At 60.5% G+C, this 16774-nt stretch carries 17 protein-coding genes and 1 tRNA gene; 15 read left to right on the plus strand and 3 right to left on the minus strand.

Annotated features, from left to right (window positions below):
* Window positions 1-67: 67 nt before the first annotated feature.
* A tRNA-Leu gene (locus tag AC1DA5_RS03180) sits at window positions 68-153 on the minus strand.
* Window positions 154-222: 69 nt separating this feature from the next.
* On the opposite strand from AC1DA5_RS03180, the gene AC1DA5_RS03185 reads away from it, so the two are divergent.
* The 4 genes from AC1DA5_RS03185 to AC1DA5_RS03200 are packed head-to-tail and all read left to right on the plus strand — an operon-like array spanning window position 223 to window position 3618.
* Window positions 223-996, plus strand: coding sequence for a DsbA family oxidoreductase (locus AC1DA5_RS03185; RefSeq protein WP_480289194.1), 774 nt, complete (start codon window positions 223-225; stop codon window positions 994-996).
* Window positions 997-1020: 24 nt separating this feature from the next.
* Window positions 1021-2097 (plus strand): GNAT family N-acetyltransferase, encoded by a 1077-nt coding sequence (locus AC1DA5_RS03190; protein WP_480289195.1) that lies wholly within the window; start codon window positions 1021-1023, stop codon window positions 2095-2097.
* A gap of 42 nt (window positions 2098-2139) precedes the next feature.
* On the plus strand, window positions 2140-3237 hold the full coding sequence (locus AC1DA5_RS03195; RefSeq protein ID WP_058236623.1) for an NAD(P)/FAD-dependent oxidoreductase: 1098 nt from the start codon (window positions 2140-2142) through the stop codon (window positions 3235-3237).
* 42 nt (window positions 3238-3279) lie between these two features.
* Complete coding sequence (locus tag AC1DA5_RS03200) at window positions 3280-3618, plus strand: DNA primase (RefSeq protein WP_070726651.1); 339 nt, start codon at window positions 3280-3282, stop codon at window positions 3616-3618.
* Here the strand turns inward: AC1DA5_RS03200 and AC1DA5_RS03205 are convergent.
* Complete coding sequence (locus tag AC1DA5_RS03205; RefSeq protein WP_058236625.1) at window positions 3615-4559, minus strand: aldo/keto reductase; 945 nt, start codon at window positions 4557-4559, stop codon at window positions 3615-3617. The two genes, AC1DA5_RS03200 and AC1DA5_RS03205, sit on opposite strands and share 4 nt — an antisense overlap.
* Window positions 4560-4632: 73 nt before the next feature.
* Here AC1DA5_RS03205 and AC1DA5_RS03210 point away from each other — a divergent pair, with 73 nt between their 5' ends.
* The gene (locus AC1DA5_RS03210) at window positions 4633-5484 is read left to right on the plus strand and encodes an undecaprenyl-diphosphate phosphatase (protein WP_070726652.1); all 852 of its coding nucleotides are present in this window, start codon (window positions 4633-4635) and stop codon (window positions 5482-5484) included.
* Between the two features lie 10 nt (window positions 5485-5494).
* Here the strand turns inward: AC1DA5_RS03210 and AC1DA5_RS03215 are convergent, their stop codons facing one another.
* Complete coding sequence (locus AC1DA5_RS03215; protein ID WP_480289196.1) at window positions 5495-6340, minus strand: RecB family exonuclease; 846 nt, start codon at window positions 6338-6340, stop codon at window positions 5495-5497.
* Between the two features lie 70 nt (window positions 6341-6410).
* On the opposite strand from AC1DA5_RS03215, the gene AC1DA5_RS03220 reads away from it, so the two are divergent.
* The 10 genes from AC1DA5_RS03220 to trpC all read left to right on the plus strand — a co-directional run bounded on the left by AC1DA5_RS03220 (window position 6411) and on the right by trpC (window position 16765).
* A complete protein-coding gene (locus tag AC1DA5_RS03220) occupies window positions 6411-7457 on the plus strand; it encodes a tRNA (adenine-N1)-methyltransferase (RefSeq protein ID WP_070726657.1) in 1047 nt (348 codons plus the stop codon).
* A gap of 50 nt (window positions 7458-7507) precedes the next feature.
* Window positions 7508-9067 (plus strand): proteasome ATPase, encoded by a 1560-nt coding sequence (gene arc, locus AC1DA5_RS03225; RefSeq protein ID WP_480289198.1) that lies wholly within the window; start codon window positions 7508-7510, stop codon window positions 9065-9067.
* Window positions 9064-10587, plus strand: coding sequence for a depupylase/deamidase Dop (gene dop, locus AC1DA5_RS03230; protein WP_480289199.1), 1524 nt, complete (start codon window positions 9064-9066; stop codon window positions 10585-10587). The genes arc and dop overlap by 4 nt, the downstream gene beginning before the upstream one ends.
* A 9-nt stretch (window positions 10588-10596) precedes the next feature.
* Entirely contained in the window at window positions 10597-10776 is a 180-nt protein-coding gene (locus AC1DA5_RS03235; RefSeq protein WP_058236631.1) for a ubiquitin-like protein Pup, read from the plus strand.
* Between the two features lies 1 nt (window position 10777).
* Window positions 10778-12166 carry a Pup--protein ligase gene (gene pafA, locus AC1DA5_RS03240; RefSeq protein ID WP_480289202.1) on the plus strand — a complete coding sequence of 463 codons (1389 nt, stop codon included), beginning with the start codon at window positions 10778-10780 and terminating at the stop codon, window positions 12164-12166.
* A 4-nt stretch (window positions 12167-12170) separates the two neighbouring features.
* The gene (locus AC1DA5_RS03245; RefSeq protein ID WP_480289203.1) at window positions 12171-13118 is read left to right on the plus strand and encodes an FKBP-type peptidyl-prolyl cis-trans isomerase; all 948 of its coding nucleotides are present in this window, start codon (window positions 12171-12173) and stop codon (window positions 13116-13118) included.
* A gap of 42 nt (window positions 13119-13160) precedes the next feature.
* Window positions 13161-13934 (plus strand): imidazole glycerol phosphate synthase subunit HisF, encoded by a 774-nt coding sequence (gene hisF, locus AC1DA5_RS03250; RefSeq protein ID WP_092648550.1) that lies wholly within the window; start codon window positions 13161-13163, stop codon window positions 13932-13934.
* A complete protein-coding gene (hisI, locus tag AC1DA5_RS03255; RefSeq protein ID WP_092648551.1) occupies window positions 13931-14284 on the plus strand; it encodes a phosphoribosyl-AMP cyclohydrolase in 354 nt (117 codons plus the stop codon). Before hisF ends, hisI begins: the two co-directional genes overlap by 4 nt.
* Entirely contained in the window at window positions 14281-15834 is a 1554-nt protein-coding gene (locus AC1DA5_RS03260) for a chorismate-binding protein (RefSeq protein WP_480289206.1), read from the plus strand. Before hisI ends, AC1DA5_RS03260 begins: the two co-directional genes overlap by 4 nt.
* 76 nt (window positions 15835-15910) lie before the next feature.
* The gene (gene trpC / locus AC1DA5_RS03265) at window positions 15911-16765 is read left to right on the plus strand and encodes an indole-3-glycerol phosphate synthase TrpC (protein ID WP_058236637.1); all 855 of its coding nucleotides are present in this window, start codon (window positions 15911-15913) and stop codon (window positions 16763-16765) included.
* Window positions 16766-16774: the final 9 nt, after the last annotated feature.

A 16774-nucleotide genomic window follows, 5' to 3' on the forward strand; every position in this document is an offset into this window, starting at 1 on the left:
CTCTACTGTAGAGCAGAGTAAGAAATAATCGCGACACCCCAAGGTGTCGCGACCATTCTTCTCATTGTGCGCGGAGGGGGACTTGAACCCCCACCCTCTAAAGCGAGGACTAGCACCTCAAGCTAGCGCGTCTGCCTATTCCGCCACCCGCGCAATGCTCAATGAGAGCGGATAGAACTTTAACACGACAATGGTACCTGTCGGCAAATCGAAACGTCCAATATGAACGAGCGACACGTCACATTTGCTCATGAGTTAGGTGACAAAGGCCCGGGCACCCTGACAATCGAGCAAAGTTATGAGACAGTTGCCGACATGCACATCGACATTTGGTCTGACGTGGCATGCCCGTGGTGCTATCTGGGTCTTCACCACCTGCGCACGGCCCTGGGCTCATTCGAGCATGCTGACGAGGTTGAGATTCGACTTCACGCCTACTTCCTTGACCCTGACTTAGCAGAACCGTTGGAGCTATCTCAAAGCGAATACCTGACAGCACATCGTGGAATGTCAGAAGAAGATGCAGACAAGAGCCTGGCTCAATTCACTGAGTTGGGGATGGCTGAGGACATCACCTTCAACTTCGAAACAATGGTGGTGGCGCCCACCTCGAACGCACACCGGCTCCTCGCCGCAGCCTACGAACACGACCTTGCGCACGACACGCTGACAGGTGCGAATACCACTCAGCTTGCTCTGGCTGAAGCGCTTGACCGTGCCCACTTCGAAATGGGTCAGGACGTCTCCGACCCGGAGGTGTTGATTCAGTGTGCGAAGCGAGTCGGTATGTCAGCAGAAGATGTGGTGGCCGCCCTCGCTGATGAGCAGCGAGCAGCAGATGTAGTTTCCGACTACCAGATCGCCGTTGAAATGGGTGTTGAGTCGGTTCCCACCATGCTCATCGATCAGAAATTTGTGATCCAGGGCGCACAGAATGCGCAGGCCTTGGGGACTATGCTGGCGACCGCGTGGGAACACACTCACGCTGAAGCCTGAAGCGATCATCCAAAGGAGGATTCAATGTCGCTCGCTCCCTTCACGGTCACCGGCGCGCGCATCTCCCTGGTGCCACTAGCTTGTGACGATGCCAACGATATCTACCGTCTGTGCCAGGACCCTGCCATCATGCAGTGGACGACGGTTCCCTCGCCATATTCGCGTGACCAGGCCAGGGAATTCGTTGAAAAAGTCGCGACCGCCGGCTGGGAGAAGAACGAACCACACTGGGCGATCCGCACCGTGGCCACCAACACGCTCGTGGGCACCCTGTCGATGCGGATTCAATCCGAGGACGGGACGCTCGATGTGGGCTACTGGGTAGGCGCCGACAGCCGGGGATCAGGCTACGCTACCGAAGCACTTATCCTGGCTGCGCGCGTCGCATTCGATACGCTGAACGCGCCGCGCCTCGTGTGGCGCTCACGGGTCGGCAACTGGCCGTCGTGGCGCGTGGCGTGGCGACTGGGCTTCCACGCAGGCAAACGAGGGCGGCAAGTCGAAAACGACAAGGGTGAAGAAGTCTGGGAAGCATTCCTTGAACCAGATGACACGATGGAGCCTGCTGCACCGTGGGACGGGCCGGCTGCACCCGCACCGGTGATGGGGCGGCGCAGTGGCACTTCGCACACACCGGGCCGCAGCACGCGTAGCCCCCAGGAACTGGTCAGCGAGTTCCACTCGACCTACCACATGCCCAACCGTGTGGCAGACGGCGGGGAACCCACGCTGGACTACGACCGTGTCATGATGCGCATGAGCCTGATCGCTGAGGAATTCAGCGAACTGATTGGAGCCATGTGGGGACCTGCCGCGAGGACACTCATTGAGCAGGCCTATCAGCAGGCAGCTGAAGGCGATCATGCCACCTCGGATATCGTCGAGACCGCTGACGCTTTGGCCGACCTGGTCTACGTCATCTACGGGATGGCACTGGAATCAGGCATCGACCTGGATGCGGTCCTGGAAGAAGTCCAGGCATCGAACCTGTCCAAACTCATGCCGGATGGGTCGGTGAAGCGTCGTGAGGACGGAAAAGTTCTGAAGGGACCGAACTTTTTCCCACCCAATATTGCTCGCGTGCTCCACCTAGACGACTGACACGTGAGATGATGGCATCATCATCAACGAAGGAGATCAACTGTGACCAAAGTGGTAGTTGTCGGCGGTGGGTACGGTGGTGTCACCGTCGCGAAAGGACTGGATCCAGTCGCTGACGTGATCCTCATTGAGCAGAAGGACCAATTCGTTCACCACGCGGCCGCACTTCGGGCAGCAGTCGACGAGGTGTGGGAGCACGCCATTTTCATGCCGTACTCGAACCTGCTGAAGAATGGGCAGGTGATCCAGGGCGTCGTCTCGTCAGTGACGGGGACGACGGTGCATGTCTTTGGGCACGACCCCATCGAAGCGGACTACGTGATCCTGGCAAGTGGATCAACGTATCCGTTCCCCGCAAAGTACTCCTCCTCGAAAGCGACTGTGGCGAAAGCGCGCCTTGAACAGCTCCACGACGCACTGACATCGGCCGGCTCGGTCATGTTGGTAGGCGGAGGCACCGTCGGCATTGAGATGACAGGCGAGTTGGCCAGCGCGTTCCCTGATCTGGAGATCATTCTGGTTGAATCCGGTGATTCCATTCTGTCCACGCCTGGCTACACGCAGGAGCTTCGCGACGCGATCACGGAACAGCTCGACGAACTGGGTGTGCGCGTGGTGACAGGCTCCCCGCTGGCATATTTGCCGCCGATTCAGGCCGGCCAGCTAGGACGCTTCAGTGTTCAGACGCATAACGGTGACCAGATCGAGGCAGATATATGGTTCCAGTGCTACGGCGCGACAGCGAACTCCGGATACCTGGCGGGAACGGAATACGAAGAACTTCTTCACCCGAACGGAACAATTCGTGTTGATCCCACGCTGCAGGTCAAGGGACACTCCAACGTGTACGCCATTGGTGATATCACCGACGTGCGTGAATCCAAGCGCGCAGATGCGGCACGTCAGCAAGCCCGAGTTGTCATTGCCAATATCACGCATCAGCTGGAAGGCGGAGAGCCCGATATCTCCTACCAACCCACCAAGGAGTGGGTCATCTTGCCGCTCGGGCCGTCGATGGGTGCATCACAGCTGATCGACGCAGACGGGAATATGCGTATCCTCGGTGCAGAACAGACAGCGGAGATCAAGGGCACTGATCTGATGGTTTCCGTTATCCGCTCGCAACTGAATCTTCCCTGAATTGAGCACGTCAATTTAGGCGTGAACAGGTAGGCTGGGAGCATGACACAAGATCCTCGCGACGCGCTGAACTTACTCATCGCAGCATTTGAGCACCACTTTGATGTCGTCCAGGGCGGCACAGCCGCGTCGGATGCCGTCATTTCGCAGGCAGAAGAACGCCTCCGTGATGCGTTCTTCACCTACGACGACGTTCTCTTCACACGATTCGACGCTGAACTGCCGTTCGACATTCTGGATGAAGATGATGACGACGACGATGATGACGACTATGAGGACGACGGCGACGACGAAGATGATGACGATGACAGCTTCGACGGCTTCGACGATGACGAGTACGACCAGATCGACCTGGACGACGATAACGACGAGGACGACTAATCTACGCGCGGATCAGATACTTCGCTGAGTACCGTTCGGATCTGCTCAGGAAGTGGATCCTGACATTCGAGCAGCTGATCGAGCTGTCGGACCGTGCGCGGACCGACGATCGCGCTTGCCACACCCTCAGCGTCACGCACCCATGCCAACGCCACATCCATACTCGTGCGATCAAGCCCCTGAGCAGCGCGTTCGAGGGCGTTGACCGTGCCAGACAAAGCAGGATCCAGGTAGCGTTCAACGGTATAACGCAAGTGCGGTGACGCGGCGCGTGAATCTGGGGGAGTGGCATGGCGATACTTCCCGGTCAGGACGCCGCACGCCAGTGGCGAATGCGCCAGGATTCCCATCCCGGCTGAGCGTGCCGGTGCAAACACCTGAGACTCGAGGCCGCGATCCAGCAGTGACCAGGCATCTTCCAACGCAACCACAGGCATCCCCGCCAGGGCCGCCCTCGTCGATGCTGATGCCGCCGTCCACGCCGACGCGTGAGCGATCCCTACGTAGCGCGCACGACCCGAACGCCAGGCGACCTCCAGCGCGGACAGTGTTTCGTCGACCGGAATGTGCGGCGTGAACTCCGCGAGCCACAGGTCAACGAAATCGGTGTGCCACCGGGCCAGCGCATCGTCCAGACTGGCGAGCATGTCGCCGCGCGCCGCACTGGCACGCCACTTAGTGGACGCATCCAGGTGTGCGCCCCCTCGAAGTGCGATCACGAGCTGATTGCGACTGACTGTGCTGATGAGCGACCCGAGGACGTCCACCGCCGCGCCGTCTCCGTGCGTTGGTGCAATTTCGATCAGGTTCCCACCGGCATCGACAAAATGGCGCAGCATGTCTTCAGCTTCGTGCTCATCGGTGTCGCGGCCCCACGTGAGTGTGCCGAGTCCAACATCAGAGACGCTCAGGCCCGAACGGCCGCAAAAACGAGTGCGCATACTGTAACCGTAGTGTGGTGGTGACCGGGTGGCGCGGTAGGGGAATCGGCGTGGTGCCCGTACAGTAGGCCTCATGAGTTGGCTTGATGCAATCATCCTGGGGCTGGTTCAGGGCCTCACGGAGTTTCTTCCTATTTCCTCATCTGCTCACCTGCGCATTGTGGGAGAGCTGATCGGACAGGCAGATCCGGGAGCTGCCTTCACCGCGATCACGCAGATCGGAACTGAAGCTGCAGTGCTGGTGTTCTTCTGGAAAGACATCGTGAGGATCGTGTCGAAATGGGCGCGTTCCCTTCCCGTAGTCGGCCCCGCCAAGCGCGTCAGCGGTGCCGATCCCGATGCGCGCATGGGGTGGATGATCATCGTCGGATCCCTGCCGATCGGAATCCTTGGACTGCTGCTCGAAGATTGGATCGACACATCATTCCGTAACCTGTGGATCACGGTGGCCATGCTTGTTTTCTTCGGTCTGCTGCTCGGCGCGGCTGATCGCTTGGGGCGCAGGGAACTCACCCTTGATCGCATGAGCTGGCGCGATGCCATTGCTTACGGCTTTGCTCAGGCGATGGCTCTCATTCCCGGCGTCTCCCGTTCAGGTGGCACCATCACGATGGGGCGCGCGCTGGGCTACACGAGAGAAGCAGCAGCGCGCTACTCATTCCTGTTGGCCATGCCCGCCGTCTTCGCATCGGGGTTCTACAAGATGGCCAAGGTGATCGGCGGTGGTGACATTGTTGCGGTCGGGCCGACGATCCTGGCCACGCTCATCGCTTTCGGCGTGGGATACGTGGTGATCATGTGGTTCCTCAAATTGATCTCCACCCGCTCGTTCAGCCCCTTCGTCGTGTACCGCCTGGGTCTGGCCGCCCTCGTCGCGATCCTGCTGCTGACCGGCGTCCTGACGCCCGGGGGAGTCGCAGCCTGACGAGGGTGACTTACTGACTCGCACGCATGGACAGTACACGCTCGATGCCTTCTTCAGGAATATCGGGCACCTGACCGCCAAAGATGGGGCACATGGACTGCACGTGGCACCAGTTGCACAGCGGGTTTTTTGTCGGAACAAAACGACGCTGGCGAGCCGCACTTTCGATGCGCTCCCACAGCTGTGCCACATCGGCGCGAATGTCCACCATGTCGGCGTCGGTGGGGTCCAAGGTGAGGACCTGACCGGACTTGATGTACACCAACTGCGTGCGGGCCGGAAGCTCACGAGTGAGCTGAAGCAGTAATGCGTAGAAGCGCATCTGGTAGAGAGCTTCGTCCTGGAAACGTGGACTGGGTGCCTTGCCAGTCTTGTAGTCCACAACGCGCAGCTGGCCTGTGGGAGCCTGATCGATGCGGTCGATGAATCCGCGCAGACGAATGCCTTCCGGCATCACCACAGTGATCAGTTCTTCACGTCCAACCGGTTCAAGCCACCGTGGATCCTCGATATGGAAGTACTGCTCGATGACGGTTCGCACGTCACGCATCCATGACTGCAAATCCTCTTCAGAATCGAACAGATTCATCACTGTATGATCGTTGCTGCGTAGCACTTCCCATTGCGGGGCAACCAGTTCCTGAGCATGCTCAGGGGTGCGATCGTGCTGCGGCACGTCGAAGAGATGCTCGAGGACAGCGTGTACGAGGGTGCCCATCGCCGTGGCACGTGTGGCGGGCGAGGGAATGCGATCCACAACCAACAGGCGGAACTTGAGAGGGCATTTCATGAAATCGCGGGCGCGCGACACCGACAGTGCGGGCGCCCACTGTTCAGACGATGATGAAGACGACATGTGCCTACCGTAGCGCCGCGCACCGGCATCTGCGTGCTCGCCTGCTCCGGTTGTGGATACAATCCCAGCGATGAGTACTCATAGTGAACTAGGTCAGGAAAACCGGCGCGGGCCACTGCGCGAAGGCGATCGGGTGCAGGTACGCGACCCAAAGGGACGATTCCACACCATCACGCTGGTGGCGGGCGGACGCTTCCAAACCAATCGCGGGTGGCTCGATCACGACGCCGTGATCGGTCAGCCCGACGGTCAGGTGATCACCACGCCTGAAGGACGCTCATTCCAGGTGCTGCGACCCCTGCAAAGCGACTACGTCATGTCGATGCCGCGCGGCGCAACGGTGATCTACCCCAAAGACACCGGCACCATCATTCATATGGGGGACATTTTCCCCGGCGCACGCGTAGTGGAAGCAGGTGTGGGATCAGGTGCATTGACACTGGCACTGCTCAACGCGGTAGGCGAACACGGCCACCTCCACTCAGTGGAACGCCGCGAAGACTTTGCGGACATTGCGCGCGCCAATGTGGATCTCTGGTTCGGCTCTCACCACCCCGCGTGGACCCTGGAAGTAGGCGAGGTGGCTGATGTGCTCAATCGATGCGAGGCGCATAGCGTGGATCGCATCGTCTTCGACATGCTGGCCCCGTGGGAGAACCTTCAAGCCGTGGAACACGCATTGAACTACGGAGGAGTATTGACGTGCTACGTCGCCACAGTGACCCAGATGTCCCGTCTGGTCGAAGACATCCGCGCATGCGAACGATTCACAGAGCCAGTGGCGTGGGAAACGATGCAGCGTGAGTGGCATCTCGAAGGGCTGGCTGTGCGTCCCGAACACCGCATGGTGGCCCATACCGGCTTTCTGGTCACCACGCGTCTGTTGGCACCGCACACCCGTCCGCAAACCGCCCAACGCCGCCCCGCTCCGGCTGCTGAAGGACAGGGTGGAATGTGGGACGACGAGGATGGGTGGACACCCTCGTCAATCGGGCAGCGAGTGCCCAGTGACAAGAAAGTACGGCGAGTGCGTCGTGACGCAACTGCGCGCAGCGAACATTGGGTGGGAGAAACATTACAGACCACGGTTCGGAAGGATCTGGAGGAATCCCACTGATCGTCATAGTGTTGAATGACCACTAAAACTGACTCGCGAGGAGGGTACGAGTGAGCACGTCTGCCGACCAACAGACCGTTGACGCGTTGCGGCGATCTGTCGCTTCTTTGGAAGAGAAGAACGAACGCCTCTCACGTGCCCTGTCGACGGCCCGCGGACAGCTTGTCCAACTCAACGAGAAAATCCACCGCTCTCAGCAGCCTCCACACACACTCGTCTCAGTTCTTGCGGTCGATACCGCCGCGCGTCAGATCGATGCGATGGTGGGCACCAAACACATGCGCCTGACCGTTGACTCCAGTGTTGACCTGTCAACGGTGGCCGTCGGACAGCTGGTACGCCTCAACGAGAACATGGTCGTGGTGGGTGTGGACCACTTCGAGCGCACCGGGACACTGACATCGGTGCTGGAAGTACTGGGCGCCGATCGCGTACTGGTGTCCCTGGAAGGCGGCGCGGAACAGGTTCTGACGCTGGCCGGACCACTGCGGCACGGAAGCGTACGGGCAGGCGATTCCGTCATGGCGAATCTGCGCGCCGGTCAGGCCATCGAACGCGTCACCCGCTCGGATGTCGAGCAGCTGCTCACCCCGCAGGTCCCGGACGTCACCTACGACGACATCGGCGGACTGGATCAGCAGCTGGCCAGTGTGCGTGACTCGATCGAGATGCCGCTGCGTCACCCGCAGCTCTACCGCGATTACGGCTTGCGCCCGCCCAAAGGCATCCTGCTGTACGGGCCGCCAGGTTCGGGTAAAACACTCATTGCCAAAGCAGTGGCAAACGCCTTGTCGCAGACCGAATCAGGCGTGCGCGGCCACTTCCTGTCTATCAAGGGCCCCGAACTGCTCAACAAATTCGTAGGGGAGACAGAGCGCCAGATTCGGGCAATTCTCTCCCGTGCTCGTGCACTGGCGGCAACCGGGATCCCTGTTGTCGTGTTCTTCGATGAGATGGAAGCTCTGTTCCGCACGCGCGGCGCAGGTATCTCCTCTGACGTGGAAACCATGATTGTCCCGCAGCTTCTGGCTGAAATGGACGGAGTGGAAGCCCTCGACAATGTCATCATCATTGGCGCATCCAACCGAGCCGACATGATCGACCCTGCTGTACTGCGGCCCGGACGCCTCGACGTGCGTATACGCATCGACCGACCCGACCGGACGGGCGCGCGCGATATCTTCACGAAGTATCTGACCACGCACGTCCCGATTGCAGCGAGCGAGATTTCCCGCTATGGGAGCCACGAGGAGGCCCTCAATCAGATGATCGACGCCGCCGTGGAGCGTCTGTATGCACGCGATCAGTCCACTGCACTGTTCCACGCGACGCTGACCTCAGGCGCGCAGACGACGCTGTACCTGAGTGACATCGTTTCAGGCGCATTGATCGCCTCGAGCGTGGAGCGAGCCAAGAAACACGCTATCCGCGCCACGCTTGGCGGGAGCGAGCAGGGGCTGAGCCAGGAACACGTGCTGCGCGGCGTGGAAGAAGAGATGCGCGAATCAATGGAGCTGGCTGCTACGTCTTCGCCAGTGGACTGGGCACGCACCGTGGGAGTGCGTGATGATATTCAATCCGTGACCCCCATTCAAGGAGATCCACAATGAGCGTCCACCGCATCATGGGCACCGAAACAGAATTCGGTGTCTATCAGCCAGGCAACCCGTGGGCAAATGCGGTCGCACTGTCCACGCAGGCAATCGCTGCAGGCGGACAGCTGTCACGCGAGGGCGACCCTGTTGGATGGGATTACACGGGTGAGGACCCGCTCAATGATCTGCGCGGTATGCGCCTGTCCCGTGCCGCAGCCGACCCGTCACTGTTGACCGATGATCCCTACCACCTGGCACCGTCAGGGGGCGTGGAAGCGTTGGAACGCCCCAGTGACAGTGAGCGCGCACTGCCAACTCCGACGGTGGCGGTGCTGACCAACGGTGCGCGCCTGTACGTCGACCACGCACATCCGGAGTATTCCGCACCTGAAACCTCGTCACCGCGCGAAGCAGTGCTGTGGGACAGGGCCGGTGATGAGATTGCGCGCCGAATCATGGCACATATCGATGCCAGCTCGGAGGTGCCGCTCGTCCTGGTCAAGAACAATACCGACGGTAAAGGTGCGGCCTACGGCACTCATGAGAACTACCAGGTGGAGCGTTCAGTTGATCTGGATGACCTGATCCGCGGCCTCATCCCATTCATGGTGACGCGCCCCGTCACCTGTGGTTCGGGTCGGGTCGGGCTGGGTCAAAAGTCACAGGCTCCCGGCTTCCAGCTCTCGCAGCGCGCTGACTTCGTGGAAAACGAGGTCGGCCTGGAAACCACTTTCAATCGCCCGATCATCAATACGCGCGACGAACCTCATGCCAATCCCGCACGGTTCCGTCGCCTGCATGTCATCGGAGGCGATGCCAGCCTCTTCGACATCTCGGCCTACCTCAAGATGGGGACGACCTCGATTGTCCTGTGGGCCATTGAACAGGGCACGTCGATGCACTGGGATGGACTGAGCATTGACGATCCGGTGCAGGAAACATGGAACGTCAGTCACGACCCGACGCTGAGCCACAAAGTTCCGATCGCTGCCGGACGCGCACTGAATGCCGTTGATATTCAGCAGATCTACCTGGATCTGGTGCTCGAAACACTCGACGAGACTGGCCAGAATCCGGATGAGGACACACGCGACCTGCTTGACACCTGGCAGCGAGTCCTGGACGGTCTGCGCACCGACATGTTCTCGGTGGCCAGCGACGTTGAATGGGTGGCAAAATACCAGCTTTTCGATCGCCAGCGTGAGCGGCTGAACACCGACTGGGCCGACCCACGTCTGGCGGCAATGGATCTGCAATGGGCGGACCTGCGAGAAGAACGCTCCCTGGTGAACCGCCTCGACCGTGCGGGACGAGTCCGCAGACTCTTCACACCTGACGACGTGATCCGTGCGGCCGATACGCCGCCGCAGTCAACCCGCGCCAGAGTACGCGGACACGCTGTTGCCTCGATACCGAACGTCGTTCGGGCATCATGGACATCAGTGGTAGTCGACGACCCCGAACACAACCGCCTGGTCCGCATCTCACTGCCTGACGCATCTGATACCACAACCGACATCTCTGACCTTGTCTAAGGAGCATCCATGGTTCAGTCACACACACATTCACCTCACTCAGACCCGCTCGACGAGGACGACGCCCAGGCCGGGCAGGTTCAGGCGAACACCGATTCCCTCGATGACCTGCTGGATGACATCGACACCGTCCTGGAAGAAAACGCGCAAAGCTTCGTTCAGGGCTTCGTGCAGAAGGGCGGCCAATAAAGTGAGGCGCCGAGTCGTCGGAATCGAAACGGAATACGGGCTGACCGCAGCTTCCACCACCTCCGCGCCCTCACCAGTGGATGCGGATCAGGCGGCGCGGTACCTGTTCGCCCCGCTCATTGACCAGGGACGTTCTTCGAACCTGTTCCTGCGCAACGGCGGGCGCCTGTACCTCGACGTCGGCTCACACCCTGAATATGCGACAGCCGAATGCGACCTGCTGGAGGACCTCCTGGCCCAAAATCGTGCAGGTGACCTTCTACTGGCTGACCTCGCCTCTCGCGCAGACGAGCAGCTCGAGTCCGAGGGCGTCCCAGCCCGACTCCACCTGTTTCGCAACAACGTGGACTCCCAGGGAAACTCCTACGGCTGCCACGAGAACTATCTGCTGCACCGCCGACGTGACTTCAGAGAAGTCGCGGACGCCCTCGTCGCATTCTTCATCACCCGACAAATCGTCGTCGGAGCTGGACATATCCGCACCATTTCAGGACGCAGCACGTACGTCTTTTCCCAACGTGCAGACCAGATGTGGGACGCAGTTTCGGCAGCAACCACTCGTTCGCGCCCAATCATCAACACGCGCGACGAACCACTGGCAGATTCAGGCTCCTACCGGCGTATGCATGTGATCGTGGGGGATACGAACGTGTCCGAGCCGACAACCGCCCTGAAGGTCGGGGCAACCGAGCTGCTGCTGAGCGCGGTCGAAGATGGTGTGAAGCTGGCAGACCTGGCGCTGGCCGATCCCATGTCGGCTATTCGCTCCATCAACGCGGACCTGACGGGACAGGCACCTATCCCATTGGCCTCGGGAACATCCATGTCACCTGTGGCAATCCAGCGGGAAATCCGGCGCAGGATCCTCGACCACACGGACACCAGCGCCCTCGATCCCATGCACACCTACGTTCTGGACCTGTGGAAGCGTGGACTGGATGCGATCGAATCAGGAGACTGGTCCGGCGTCGAGACCGAACTGGATGTGGCAATCAAGCGCCGCCTGCTGCGCCAGTACTGTGAACGCCGCTCAGTGCCGCTGTCCGACACGCGCGTGGCGCGCCTGGAGCTCAGCTACCACGACATCACGGCGACAGGCCTGCGTGACCGCATGGAAGGCGGCGGATTGATGCGCCGGCTGATCGCAGCCGACCAGGTGTCAGGCGCAGTCACCACGCCTCCTGCCACAACGAGGGCGTCCCTGCGCGGCCGGATCATCGGTGCAGCACAGGACGCGCGCCGGGATCTGTCGGTCGACTGGGTGCACGTGCGGCTCGGAGATATTTCAGCCACCCCACTGACACTCAATGACCCGCTCTCGAACGAGGATGCGCGAGTGGATGCGCTGATCGAGCACATTAACCAGTCGGCGCCTGACTTGCCGGCGTGATCACATGACACTGTCTTCGCGCAGAACGGTTGCCACAGTGACTGTGCTGGTGGTCGTCGTCCTCATCATGGTCGGGTGGTGGACCCTGGGGCGCCGCAGCTCACCTGACGTGGTGCAAAGCGCTGATGACACACAGTCAGTGGGCAATCAGGTTGAAGTATTCGGTAACCACGGGGCCATACCGACTGTGTCCATTCACGGGACCTTGACGGTGACGGCACCTTTCGTGAGAACGATTATCGAGGGGCAAGGACGGGAAATTACCGAGGGGTCGCCCGTGATCGCCGCGATCACACCGTTTGACGGAGACACGGGGGAAGTCATCACGGCCGACGGGCAGCCTGCGATCTTTACGGAGCGTGCAACGAGTGACGAACTGGATGCCACGCTGGTTCAGGCCCTGATCGGGTCTCGCGAAGGGACGCGCCTCCTGTTCGTCAGACCACTGACACCGGCGGCGGATAAGGACGGGGAGACACTTGCCGGAACGACCCCTGCGCAGCCACGCATTGAAATTGACGTCGTTGATGTGATCTCCTCGACTGCTACTGGCACACCGATTGATCCCGAACCAACCCAGCCATTCAGCGTCGAATTCGCAGAAGATGGCTTCAAGGTCACTCACACGGGAGAGGCCCCCAGCCAGATCGTCATCGCCCCACATATCAAAGGCGACGGTCCTCAGGTCGGGCCCGATGACCGGGTCCTGGTGCAATACGTGATTGCGGGGTGGAACAATCCGGACAAGCGTCGATCAACGTGGAACGACGGAATGCCGGAACGGTTGGACATGGCGACCATCATGCCGGGCCTGCAGCAGGGGCTGGTCGATCAAAGAGTCGGCTCACGCCTGGCGATCACCATTCCTCCTGATCTGGCCGAAGGTGACGATACGCTGTGCGTCCTGGTCGATATCCTTGCCACCTACCCGCCGTCGTCATCCACTTCCTGAGCCGGTGCCAACCAAGTGCGTGCACATGGCTACGATGGAAGCATGTCAGTGACCTGCCGAATCATTCCATGCTTGGACGTCAACGCCGGACGCGTCGTTAAAGGTGTCAACTTCACAGATTTGAAAGATGCGGGCGATCCTGTTGAGCGTGCCCGTCACTACAGCGACGAGGGCGCTGATGAAATCACTTTGCTCGACGTATCCGCCTCGACCGAGCAGCGCTCGACAATGCTCGATGTCGTCTCTGCCGCTGCGAGCCAGATTTTTGTGCCGCTCACTGTCGGTGGCGGTGTACGCAGTGTGGACGACGTGTCACGCCTTCTGGACTGCGGAGCCGACAAAGTATCAGTCAATACGGCGGCGATCGCTGACCCGAGCCTGATCGAACGGGTCGCCTCACGCTATGGCGACCAGATCATCGTGCTGTCCCTGGACGCACGGCGCACGCCCGAGGGTGTCTCAACGACCTCCGGATTCGAAGTCACGACACACGGTGGAACGCGCTCATCCGGCATCGACGCGGTCGAGTGGGCAAACCGGGTCGCTGAACTGGGAGCAGGCGAAATCCTGTTGAACTCGATGGACGCAGACGGGGTTCAGGGCGGATTCGACCTGGAAATGCTCGGCGCGATTCGATCCACAGTGTCCATTCCTCTGATCGCTTCGGGCGGGGCCGGTACAACTGACGATTTCGTTCAGGCAGCTCAGGCAGGTGCGGACGCAGTTCTGGCTGCCTCAGTGTTCCACTTCGGTACCTTGACGATCACGCAGGTCAAGGATGCGATGGCGCGTGCCGGAATCGCGGTGCGACTGTGAAACGGTCGGCTGAGAACCTCGACCCGCGCATCGCGCAGCGACTGAAGCGAAATGAGCAAGGTCTCGTGGCAGTCATCGTCCAGCAATACGACACTGACGAAGTTCTGATGCTGGCATGGATGGACGACGAAGCACTGCGACGCACACTGGAAAGCAGGCGTGCGACCTACTGGTCACGTTCCCGTCAGGAGTACTGGCGCAAAGGCGACACGTCAGGACACGTGCAGCACGTCAAGAGCATTCAGATTGACTGCGACGGGGATGCCCTGTTGATGAAAGTCGATCAGATCGGTGCTGCGTGTCATACGGGGACACATTCATGTTTTGAAGCGGGAGGAACAATTCAATGACACGTCACGCCACTGACCTGCCTCTGGGACAGATATGGCCATCGCGTGAAGAGTTCCATGAGCTGGCGGCCAACCGACGGCTCATTCCCGTGGCACGGAAAGTCCTAGCGCCCGATATTACACCGGTGGGCCTGTACCGCCACCTGTGTGCCTCGAAGCCGGGGACGTACCTGTTTGAATCAGCCGAACACGACGGCAGGTGGGGACGCTGGTCATTCATTGGAGTGGATTCCGCCTCGTCAGTGATCACCCGTGATGGCGTCACGTCCTGGCAGGGGGTGTGCCCGAGGGGCGCAATGGAGACCGGATCATTTCGAGAGGTGATGCACTCGGCTCTCGAGGTGCTGCGAGCTGATCCCATCGAAGGTCTGCCACCCTTGACGGGCGCTTTTGTCGGCTCGATTGGCTGGGCAATGGCCCGCGAATGGGAGCCGAGCATCACGATGTCGGCTCCGCGCGAGATGGACGTACCGGATGCATCGCTCATTTTGGCGCGCGACGTGGCTGCTATCGATCACAGTGACGGCTCACTGTGGCTGGTGTCGAATGCGTGGAACATGGACGGTACCGATGAACGAGTCGACTGGGCGTATGACGAAGCGTGCCGTCGAGTGGGCGACATGTGTCACCGCCTGGAATCCAGCATGAATCCAGCTGTATGGGTCAGTGCATCCCCCTCGTCGGATGATCTGGCGATCCAGCACCGCACACCGCAGGACGATTTTGAACAATCCGTCAGGGATGCGAAAGAGGCGATCGGGCGAGGCGACGCTTTCCAGATTGTGCTGTCGCAACGCATGGATGTGTCCACCCAGGCGGATGCGCTGGACGTGTACTCGGTGCTGCGCACCCTCAACCCTTCGCCGTATCTGTACCTGCTGCGCCTGCCCGATGGCGTGGGCGGTGACTTCGACGTGGTGGGTTCCTCGCCTGAAACACTGGTGCGTACGCAGGGACAGCGCGTGTGGACCTATCCGATTGCCGGGTCACGCCCACGCGGAGCGAACGGGAGCGAGGACCACGACCTGGCCGTAGACCTGCTGAAGGATCCGAAGGAGCTGGCCGAACACGCCATGCTGGTGGACCTGGCGCGCAACGACCTGTCGAGAGTCTGCAGGCCTGAATCGGTGGAAGTGTCTACGCTGATGGAAATCAAGCGCTACTCCCATATTCAACACATTTCCTCCACCGTTACGGGCATCGTGAACGAGGGGGTGGACGCGCTGGATTGTCTGGTGGCAACGTTCCCTGCCGGAACACTGTCAGGTGCGCCCAAGACGCGCGCCATTCAACTGATCGACGAGCTCGAACCGTGTGCGCGCGGCGTGTACGGGGGAGTGGTCGGCTATTTTGACCTGGGCGGCGACACAGATTTTGCGATCGCGATCCGCACAGCATGCCTGAAAGACGGCCGCGCCAGCGTGCAGGCGGGAGCTGGAATTGTGGCTGATTCGGTTGAACACACGGAGTATGTGGAGACCCATAATAAAGCGGCCGCGGCACTGGCATCCGTACTGACCGCAGCGAAGCTGACGGGGGACCTGGACTGAGCCCATCATGTGAGCCAATTGGGGAAAACACCCTGACTTTGGTTAGCATCACAGTAGGCAACGGTGAGGAGGAGCGATGGCAACAGTCCTCGATGGGATCATCGCGGGAGTGCTGGAAGATCTGCGTGAGCGGGAAGCACGCGTGCCGATGGATGACATCAAGAAGCGTGCGCAACGCTGCGCCGACGCGAAAAACGCGGTGTCAGCACTGCGCAGCAGTGGTGCCGTCTCGCTGATTGCGGAGGTCAAGCGGTCCTCGCCCTCGAAGGGCGCGCTGGCGCATATCGACGATCCGGCAGCACTGGCCCACATCTACGAGGCGAACGGTGCGGCTGCAATCTCGGTGCTTACTGAACAGCGTCGCTTCTCGGGGTCACTGTCCGATCTTGACTCAGTGCGCGCAGCAGTCGATATCCCTGTGCTGCGCAAGGATTTTATTGTCACCCCGTATCAGGTCCATGAAGCGCGCGCTCACGGCGCTGACATTGTGCTGCTGATTGTTGCCGCACTTGAACAGCCGGCGTTGGTGTCGCTGCTGGAACGAACGGAATCACTGGGAATGACGGCGCTGGTCGAGGCGCATTCGCGCCTGGAAGTGCTGCGGGCGCTCGATGCCGGAGCGCGCGTCATTGGCGTGAACGCACGCGACCTGACCACCCTGGATGTCGATCCAACTGTTGTCGAGCAGGTGATCGATGTCATCCCGCCCGACGTGATCGCTGTAGCCGAATCCGGTGTGCGCGATCGCCACGACGTCATCCAGTACGCCAACTGGGGCGCTGATGCTGTGCTGGTCGGAGAAGCACTGGTAACGTCCGGTGATCCAGCGACCGCCGTCAGCGATATCGTCAGCGCCGGCCAACATCCGGCACTGCTCACCGATAGAAAAGCTCGCGTGCGCATGGCACGCAATGAATCATCTGACGAGTAAGGAGGAGTC

It is taken from the genome of Pauljensenia sp. C0254C2 (assembly GCF_056583835.1).